Raw genomic sequence first — 1,747 nt, 5'->3', positions numbered from 1 at the left:
CGCCGCGGACCCGGCCGGGCCCGGCCGGGTCCGCGGCGGTCTTGAGCCGGCAGAAGCAGGACGCTTCGATCCGTACGTCCGCCAGTGCCGCGGCGAACTTCAGCTGCTGCGCCACCAGCTGCGCCTGTTCCTGCCTGCCGAGCCGGACGAGGCACTCGTGCAGGCCGTGCAGCGCCCAGACGTTGCCCGGGTGCTGCAGCGGGCGCGGCAGCGTGTCGTCGAGCCCGAGGTCGGCGCGGTAGACGGCCTCGGCCTGCTCCAGGCGGCCCTGTTCCAGCAGCAGCGCCCCGTAGGCGTGCCGGGTGGGCTGCATCCATCCCCACGGCTCGTCGTAGGGCAGGGTGTCGTCCAGCTCGACCGACCGGCGCAGCGCGGCGAACGCCGCCTCGTACCGGCCCGCCCGGTACTCCAGTTCCCCGTCCAGCATGTGGGAGGCGATCGCCAGGATGTCCCGGCAGGTGTTGTTGAACAGCATCCGTGTCTCGGGGACCTGCGCGACCGCGGCCCTGAACAGTTCCCGTTCCCGCGCGGCCTCGCGGGTGCGGCCGGTGGCGGCGAGCGCGACCCCGCGGGCGTAGTGCAGCATCGCCGTGGTCACGCAGTACAGCTGTGCGTCGGCGGGCAGCGGCAGGCGCAGGATGTCCTCCCAGCGGCCGAAGCGGACCAGCACGTGCACCCGCATGGCCGCAAAGCCCTCCAGCCAGTCCGCCATGGGCGGGCTCTCCACGCGCAGCAGTTCCTCGGGCACGGCCGCCTCCAGCTGTTCGGCGGCCTCGACGGCGTCCTGGAGGCGGCCGAGGAACATCGCGCCGTAGATCTTGAAGTGGTGGTTGTGGCACCGGTAGAGGGTGTAGAAGTTCATCGCCCCGGCCCGGGCACGCACTTTCTCGTCGGCCGCGATCGCCGCGTTGTTGTCGCTGACCACCCGGCGGTAGTCGCCGCACAGCACCTCCAGGTGCGAGGGCATGTGCCGCAGGTGGCCGGCGTCGGGGACCAGACCGCGCAGCCGGTCACCGACGTCCAGGGCGGCCTCCGGCGTCGGTGACATCTCCATCAGGTGGATGTACAGGTGCAGCAGTCCCGGGTGCCGCGCGCCCGACCGGGCGGCGATCGCCTGCTCGAGGACGGCCTTGGCCTCCAGGGTGCGGGCGCCCGCGGCCGGCCGGCCGGTGCGGATGTCCCACAGCTGCCAGGGGGTGAGGTTCATCAGCGCGTCGGCGTACAGGGCGGCGACGTCCGGGTCGTCGCCGGCCAGCCGGTGCACGGCGCGCATGCGGTCGGCGTAGGCGGCGTTCCACACCGGCACCTCCCCGGCGTCCGGGGCCGTCGCCCGCGGGTAGCGGGCCTGGAGGGCGTCGATGAGGGCCTGCTCGACGGCGGTGGCGCCGGCCGCTTTGGCCCGGGCGCGCCGTACGGCGCCGTGCGCGCGTTCCGCGGTGCGCCGAAGTTCCTGGGCGTCGAAGAACTCCCAGGGCTTGTTGTAGTTGGGGCCCAGCGCGTAGGCCAGGCCCCACTCGGCCATGGCGCAGCCGGGGTCCGCGGCGGCGGCGGCCTCGAAGCAGCGCACGGCCTCCTCGTGGTGGAAGGCGTAGGTCCAGGTCAGCCCGCGGTCGAACCAGGTCTGTGCCGCGGGGGACGAGGTCGTCACGCGCCGGCCGTGGCCGCCGAGGTCGTAGTCGTAGTCGTGGTCGTGGTCGTGGTCGCGCACCGGAACTCCTTCCAGGGCCGGCCGGCGGGCCGTCCCGGG

General features: G+C 73.9%; 1 protein-coding gene. It reads right to left on the bottom strand.

The features are described 5' to 3' along the window. Window positions 1–1,708 (bottom strand): hypothetical protein (locus tag CCN44_RS42010; protein ID WP_167404094.1); only part of this gene is annotated, 1,708 nt, incomplete at its 3' end. Window positions 1,709–1,747: the final 39 nt, after the last annotated feature.

It is taken from the genome of Streptomyces tricolor (assembly GCF_002155905.1).
Lineage (GTDB): Bacteria > Actinomycetota > Actinomycetes > Streptomycetales > Streptomycetaceae > Streptomyces > Streptomyces tricolor.
Note: the sequence above shows the minus strand (reverse complement) of the source record. Positions and strands in the feature narration are given on the sequence as shown.